7 protein-coding genes, 1 tRNA gene and 1 pseudogene are annotated in these 6277 nt (G+C 60.9%); 7 read left to right on the top strand and 2 right to left on the bottom strand.

All coding sequences use genetic code 11. From position 1 onward, the window contains the following. From V7D69_RS10500 to V7D69_RS10490, 3 genes and pseudogenes are all read left to right on the top strand, one after another. Positions 1-165: pseudogene (locus tag V7D69_RS10500) on the top strand (tRNA (guanosine(37)-N1)-methyltransferase TrmD); the annotation flags it as partial. Next, positions 162-533, top strand: coding sequence for a 50S ribosomal protein L19 (rplS, locus tag V7D69_RS10495; protein WP_324064761.1), 372 nt, complete (start codon positions 162-164; stop codon positions 531-533). The pseudogene V7D69_RS10500 and the gene rplS, both read left to right, overlap by 4 nt. A gap of 384 nt (positions 534-917) precedes the next feature. After that, a complete protein-coding gene (locus tag V7D69_RS10490) occupies positions 918-1190 on the top strand; it encodes an HU family DNA-binding protein (protein ID WP_324064760.1) in 273 nt (90 codons plus the stop codon). Between the two features lie 125 nt (positions 1191-1315). Here V7D69_RS10490 and V7D69_RS10485 read toward each other — a convergent pair whose 3' ends face one another. Continuing rightward, positions 1316-2155, bottom strand: coding sequence for a hypothetical protein (locus V7D69_RS10485; RefSeq protein WP_324064759.1), 840 nt, complete (start codon positions 2153-2155; stop codon positions 1316-1318). A gap of 35 nt (positions 2156-2190) precedes the next feature. Then, complete coding sequence (locus V7D69_RS10480; protein WP_333605760.1) at positions 2191-3009, bottom strand: TrmH family RNA methyltransferase; 819 nt, start codon at positions 3007-3009, stop codon at positions 2191-2193. Positions 3010-3174: 165 nt separating this feature from the next. Here V7D69_RS10480 and V7D69_RS10475 point away from each other — a divergent pair. The 4 genes from V7D69_RS10475 to rpsB all read left to right on the top strand — a co-directional run bounded on the left by V7D69_RS10475 (position 3175) and on the right by rpsB (position 6270). Next, positions 3175-3260: transfer RNA gene (locus V7D69_RS10475), tRNA-Tyr, on the top strand. 89 nt (positions 3261-3349) lie between these two features. Further along, positions 3350-4099, top strand: a complete 750-nt coding sequence (locus V7D69_RS10470) for a phosphatidylserine decarboxylase (protein WP_324060938.1) — start codon at positions 3350-3352, stop codon at positions 4097-4099. Between the two features lie 47 nt (positions 4100-4146). Next, positions 4147-4956: a CDP-alcohol phosphatidyltransferase family protein gene (locus V7D69_RS10465; RefSeq protein ID WP_324060935.1), complete on the top strand. Its 810-nt coding sequence runs from the start codon at positions 4147-4149 to the stop codon at positions 4954-4956. A gap of 549 nt (positions 4957-5505) precedes the next feature. After that, positions 5506-6270: a 30S ribosomal protein S2 gene (gene rpsB, locus V7D69_RS10460; protein ID WP_324060936.1), complete on the top strand. Its 765-nt coding sequence runs from the start codon at positions 5506-5508 to the stop codon at positions 6268-6270. Positions 6271-6277: the final 7 nt, after the last annotated feature.

Here is a 6277-nt window from a genome sequence, read left to right as displayed (position 1 = left end):
GAAGTGCTGCGATCGGGGGATCATGCGAAGATCGCCGCCTGGCGGAAACAACAGGCGAACGACGACACACGGTTACGCAGGCCGGACCTTTGGGAGCGTCACAGGGACGTTCGGGGCCAGCCTGCCTCTGGCGCGCGGCGAAGAAACGAGGATTTGGGTTCATGAACCTGATTCAGCAGATCGAGGCCGAGGAAATCGCCAAGGCCGGCAAGGATATTCCTGAGTTTCGTCCGGGCGATACCGTCCGCGTCGGTGTGAAGGTCATCGAAGGTACGCGTACCCGCGTGCAGGCTTTCGAAGGCGTGTGCATCGCTCGTTCGAATCGTGGCTTCAATTCGAACTTCACCGTTCGCAAAATGAGCTTTGGCGAAGGCGTAGAGCGCGTGTTCCCGCTCTATTCGCCCAACATCGATTCCATCACCGTGGTCCGCAAGGGCGTGGTGCGCCGGGCTAAGCTGTACTACCTGCGTGGCCGCACCGGCAAGCGCGCTCGCATCGCCGAGCGCCGCGAGGTCAACGAAGCGAAAGCGTAAGACGGATTCCGCTGGGTCCTTTCGCGGCCGGGCGGTGAGAGGCGGTTCGTTTTTTCGAACCGCCTTTTTTATCCCCGTTACGGACACAGCGGTATCAGTTCCCATGCGCCGTCGACCGGCGAATCGCGAGGCAAGCATACCTTGGTGGATTCCCGGCGTCGTCTCGACAAAAAGAGCGATTCGACACAATTCTCCTTGCGGCATGTTGCGTCGCACAAGCAAGAACAGCGCGGGGACGACTAAAAAACTCGATAACCTGCGGGTTTTAGCGTGGTTTGGCCTTGCCAGCGACGATAAAACCCGCTCAATTCCGTCGCCATCTCGAGGCGATTCAAAAATTATCCCATCACAATCCTGTTCCACTGAAAGGTAGGGGGTTTCGTAATGAACAAGAACGATCTCATCAGCGCTGTCGCCGATTCCAGCGGTCTGACCCGCAGCGATGCCACCAAGGCAGTCGAAAGCGTGTTCGACGCCATTACCGGCGCGCTGAAGAAGGGCGATGAAGTGCGCCTGGTGGGCTTCGGCACCTTTGCGGTCGCCAAGCGTAAGGCTTCGACCGGTCGCAACCCGCGCACCGGTGAGCCGATGGAGATCAAGGCTTCTGCTCAGCCGAAGTTCAAAGCCGGCAAGGGCCTTAAGGATGCCGTCAACTAAGATGGCAGGCGGCCTGTAGCGCCTCACAGGCCCGAACGAAAAACCGCCGCGCCAACCTTCGGGTCGGCGCGGCGATTTTCGTTTGGCCGGCTGATTACGAGAACGAGAAAGCCGGTCGGACGAAGCTATCGAGCGAGTCTCAGCAAAGCGGTGGGTTCAGCCTTAATGCTCGGGGTGATCTTCCACATGAGCGATTGTCCGCCTGGGCCGGATTTCGTGCCTTCATCGGTATTGTTGGCTAGTACTTCGCCGTTCGTGGTAACCGCAAAGATGCCGTCCGCCAGCGCAACGGGGCTCTTATCCGCATCGCCGCTGGAACTCATGCCGGACATCATTCCCGACATCGTTTGACCGCCGCCCGAGGGACCAAATCCCGGAGCGTCAATGCGCACCGTGCCGTCCTGACGCAGCGAGATTTGGACGAAGGCGTTGCTCATCGGAAAGCCTTCCATGGTCGGAAACACGAAATCCCGGTCGAGCCTGCCGGAAAAGGCGAAGTCCACATCGAACTTTCCATCGCCGAGGTATTCCGCCTTGTTCCAGCCCACCTGACGGCGCAGCTTGGCGGCCAGTTCGTTGCCTGACTCGGGATTATTGGGATCGATTCCGCCCATCAGCATTTGCGCCGCCTCCGCATCGCTCTTCTTCGTCGCCGCGCGCTGCTTTTCCCACTCTGCTTTTTGGTTGGCGATCTCCGCAGGGGTGCATTCACGCTCGTTGTCGGAGTCCTCCTCATGGCACGCCTCGGGCGTGAACGTTTCCTGCTTGTTGTTCTTCATGAGCGGGAGCATCAGAATTTCGCCCGCGTAATGGAACGAGAAACTGTGATCTTTACGCACATCGAGTTGCGACGCGAATTTGCCGGGTGCGAATATGCACGCGGCCAAAAGCAACGATAGCGCGGTCGCCACCATCCCCGCCGGCAGTCGGTAAGCACCGCTGCCTCGTTTCAATATCCTGACCATGTTTCCCCCTTTTTGGTTTAAGCGAGCAATGGATCTTAGAGCGTTTCGCGCGTTGCCGCGGCATAAAGCGCGATGGCGGCGGCATTGCTGACGTTCAGGCTTTCCATGGCTTCGCTGATCGGCAGGCGCGCGACGGCATCGCAATGCTGCACAATGTTGTGGCGCAGTCCATCTCCCTCTGCGCCCAGGACCAAGGCGACCGGTCCCGCGGGAAGAGCCTGCGCCAGCGTCGATTCCGCTTCCCCGTCGAGCCCGATCCGCCAATACCCCGCATCGGCCACCTCTTCGAGCGCGCGGGCCAGGTTGACCACGCGCACCCAGGGGAGAACTTCCAGCGCGCCGGACGCCGATTTTGCGAGCGTGCCTGATTCGGGCGGGGCGTGGCGATCCTGCGTGACGATCGCACAGGCGTTGAAGGCCGCGGCCGATCGCATGATCGCACCCACGTTATGCGGATCCGTTACTTGATCGAGCACAACCACCGGGCGAGAGGGATCGCCGTCAAGCACGTCGGCGAGGAAAATGTCCTCCAGGGCTTCGCACTCCAGCACCAACCCCTGATGAGGAGCATCGCGAGCGACAAGCCGGGCAAGATCCGCGCTTTGGGCCCATTCGATGGGAAAATCGCTCGGTAATTCGCCTTCAAGCGTTTCGACGCCTTCACGCGTAGCCCATAGTTTTCGGTGATGCCGGTCAGGATTCTTGAGCGCGGCTTCCACCGCATGGCGGCCCCACAGCCGCACTATGCCCGAACTGGCGCGTCCGCTGCCACGCCCGTTTTTCATCCGGCCGGCCCGGCCGCGTAGCGCCCGGTTCTGGCGTCCACCGTCCTGGCTCTCGCCGCGGTTGCTCATCGCTTGTCCTTTCACCGAAAAATGTGTTGCCGCTTTGGCAGCGACCCCATTGACAGGCAAGGCCCGGTTCGGCAAAGGCGCGGCTCCTCGGCAACGGGCTCTTTCTCGAGAGCCTTCAAAGCGGGTCATTTCCTGGTGATATGGCCTGCAGCCAGCGACTGGTGTGGACAGGTGGCCGAGTGGTTAAAGGCAGCAGACTGTAAATCTGCCCGCGCAAGCGTACGCTAGTTCGAATCTAGCCCTGTCCACCACCGGTTTCGCAAAAGCTTGGCGTAATTCATCGTCCGGCAGTGATGCCGGTGCCATTGCGGTACTGGCGCACACCGATTAGATGAAAACTATGCCCTCAGATATTCTCGATAATCAGGGTCGCGGCGAAGTTTCGTGGCAGTGGCCTCCCATTCATTCCGAAGGGCGCAAGTTCGGCGCCATTGCAGGCGCTATCGCGCTGATCGCCTGGCTGTTGCTGGGGCCGTGGGCGGGGTGGCCGCTTGCAGTCCTGACGCTGTGCATCCTGGCGTTCTTCCGCGACCCGGCACGGGTAACGTCGCAGGATGACCGTGCGATCATCGCTCCTGCTGATGGGCTTGTTACACTGATTGGCAAAGTGCCACCGCCGCGCGAGTTGACCCTGGACGATGGAAGCGGCCTTGCCCCGATGGCCAGCGAGCCAGTGACGCGCATTTCCATTTTTATGTCGGTGTTCGATGTGCACATCAATCGTGCGCCGATCGGCGGCATGGTCAAGCGAGTGATTTATATTCCCGGCAAGTTCGTGAATGCCGATCTCGACAAAGCGAGCGAAGAGAATGAGCGTCAGCATGTGCTGATCGAACGTGGAGACGGCGTTCGCATTTGCTTCACGCAGATCGCAGGGCTGGTGGCGCGGCGCATCGTGCCGTTCATCAAGCCAGGAGACATTATTGCCTCAGGCCAGCGGGTCGGCCTTATTCGTTTCGGCAGCCGCGTTGATGTCTACCTGCCCGCCGGCACCGAGCCTCGCGTGGTGCTGGGCCAGAAAACCATCGCCGGTGAGACAGTGCTGGCCGAACTCGGCTCGGCGCCGGTTGTGGAGGGCATTGTTCAGTGACACCAGCGGCGCCTGATGAGCATGATGGGTTTGCGGAAGGGGCCCCCATGCCGCACCGTCGCTTTGCTCGCGGGCTTTCGATGCGGGCGGTGGTGCCTAACGCGATAACCGCTGCCGCGCTCTGTTCGGGCTTAACCGGCATCCGCTTCGCCATTGGTGGCGATTTCGAACGCTCCGTGCAGGCAGTGATCCTGGCCGGCCTGCTTGACGGCATAGATGGGCGAGCGGCCCGCTTGCTCAAGGCGCAGACGCGCTTCGGCGCAGAGCTGGACAGCCTTGCCGATTCGATTTCCTTCGGCGTGGCCCCCGCGCTGATCGTCTATCTCTGGACATTGCATAAGCTTCCCAGCGTGGGATGGATCGCGGCGCTAGCCTTTGCGATCTGCTGTGTGCTGCGGCTTGCCCGTTTCAATTCCCGGCTCGACATGCTCGATCAGCCGCACAAGCAGGCCGGTTTCCTTACTGGCGTTCCCGCCCCGCTGGGCGCGGGGCTCGCTTTCCTGCCGATGTACTTGTGGATCGCCAGCGGCCGTTCCGAGTTCGCCCATCCGGTGCTGGTGAGCGGGTGGATGGCGGTGATCGCCTTCCTGATGATTTCCAGCCTGCCCACCCTGGGATGGTCACGCATGCGCCCCCCCAATCATTTGCGTCTGGGCGTGATCGCGCTTGTCGGCCTTACCATGGCGGCTTTGTTGACTGAGCCGTGGTTCACGCTCGTCGCGATCACGATCGGCTATTTGCTGTTGATTCCGCTGGGGATAGCGAGTTACGCGAAAGTCAGGCGGCAAGGGTCATTCCCGGCCAGTCCAACCCCGGCGCCCTTCGACGAGGAGGGCGCTCCGCTCGGCCCATCCTGAGTGGAGCGAGCGCGGGCCGGTGCATGCGCTCTACGGCTTTCCAGCAGATTGCGAGGGTTTCCGGGCAGGTGCTGAGCTGCGCCGGTAAAGCGAGCGCAGCTTGTCCATAACGGCGCCAGCTCGCGATGATGGCCAAAGCGGACGTAAAAGCGGCCAGGAAGAACAGGCAGGCGGCAAATACAGTCATAACCGATCCTTTCGAGCCAGCGCGGCCTTGTGGCCAGTCCAGTGGACAGCTTGTGGAAAAAACGAATCTGTTCTATCAATGTTCTTACTGCCCTTGTTCACATTATGTTCCGTCATGTCAAGGCGAAATAAAAAGGGAGGGGGCGTTCATTTCCGATCCCGTGGCATGTTAGCGCGAAAGCGAAAGAGGGCTGGATTTTCGGGATGAAGGGGTCTATGGGCAGGCCCGCTGAGGCGGAAAGGCTGAATTTTCCGGTCTTCCCTGCCCTGCAAATCCACATGGAAAGCGCACATACCGGTGCCGCAGCGGTGATGACCGCACGGTTCCAGCTTTTCAGAGGCACAACCGGAAAGGAATTGATTATGGCGGCTCCCGTCGTCACCATGCAGCAGCTTATCGAGGCCGGCGCTCACTTCGGCCACCAGACTCACCGTTGGAATCCGCGGATGAAGCCGTACATTTTCGGCGCTCGCAACGGCATTCACATCATTGATCTGTCGCAGACTGTGCCGCTTATGGCCCGCGCGCTGGAGTTCGTTTCGGCGACCGTCCAGGCGGGCGGCAAAGTGCTGTTCGTCGGCACCAAGCGCCAGGCGCAGGAGCCGATCGCGCAGGCGGCGCGCGCTTGCGGGCAACATTTCGTGAACCACCGCTGGCTGGGCGGCATGCTCACGAACTGGAAAACGATCAGCCAGTCGATCAAGCGCTTCAAGGCGCTGGAAGAAAAGCTTTCGGGCGACACCACTGGTCTGACCAAGAAGGAAGTGCTGCAGCTGACTCGCGAACGCGACAAGCTTGAACTGTCGCTGGGCGGCATTCGCGACATGGGCGGTATTCCCGATGTGATGTTCGTGATCGATGCCAATAAGGAAGACCTGGCCATCAAGGAAGCCAACGTGCTCGGCATTCCGGTGGTCGCGGTGCTGGATACCAACGTCAACCCGCAGGGCATCGCCTTCCCGATTCCGGGCAACGATGACGCCAGCCGCGCGGTGCGTCTCTATTGCGATGCGATCGCGCAGGCCGCGACCAAGGGTGGCCGTGAGGCCATCGTCGACAGCGGCGCCGACATCGGTGCCATGGACGAGCCGGTCGAAGACGTGGTGGTCGAAGTTACCGAAGCCTGATCGGGGC

Source organism: Novosphingobium sp. (assembly GCF_036733805.1).
Classification (GTDB): domain Bacteria; phylum Pseudomonadota; class Alphaproteobacteria; order Sphingomonadales; family Sphingomonadaceae; genus Novosphingobium.
The sequence above is the reverse complement of the archived record's forward strand: the minus strand, read 5'-3'. Positions and strand labels throughout refer to the sequence as shown.

Excerpts from the sequence above, each read along its gene's own strand:
- rplS (WP_324064761.1), top strand. The coding sequence starts at position 162 with ATGAACCTGATTCAGCAGATCGAGGCCGAGGAAATCGCCAAGGCCGGC.
- V7D69_RS10490 (WP_324064760.1), top strand. The coding sequence starts at position 918 with ATGAACAAGAACGATCTCATCAGCGCTGTCGCCGATTCCAGCGGTCTG.
- V7D69_RS10485 (WP_324064759.1), bottom strand. The coding sequence starts at position 2,155 with ATGGTCAGGATATTGAAACGAGGCAGCGGTGCTTACCGACTGCCGGCG.
- V7D69_RS10480 (WP_333605760.1), bottom strand. The coding sequence starts at position 3,009 with ATGAGCAACCGCGGCGAGAGCCAGGACGGTGGACGCCAGAACCGGGCG.
- V7D69_RS10470 (WP_324060938.1), top strand. The coding sequence starts at position 3,350 with ATGCCCTCAGATATTCTCGATAATCAGGGTCGCGGCGAAGTTTCGTGG.
- V7D69_RS10465 (WP_324060935.1), top strand. The coding sequence starts at position 4,147 with ATGCCGCACCGTCGCTTTGCTCGCGGGCTTTCGATGCGGGCGGTGGTG.
- rpsB (WP_324060936.1), top strand. The coding sequence starts at position 5,506 with ATGGCGGCTCCCGTCGTCACCATGCAGCAGCTTATCGAGGCCGGCGCT.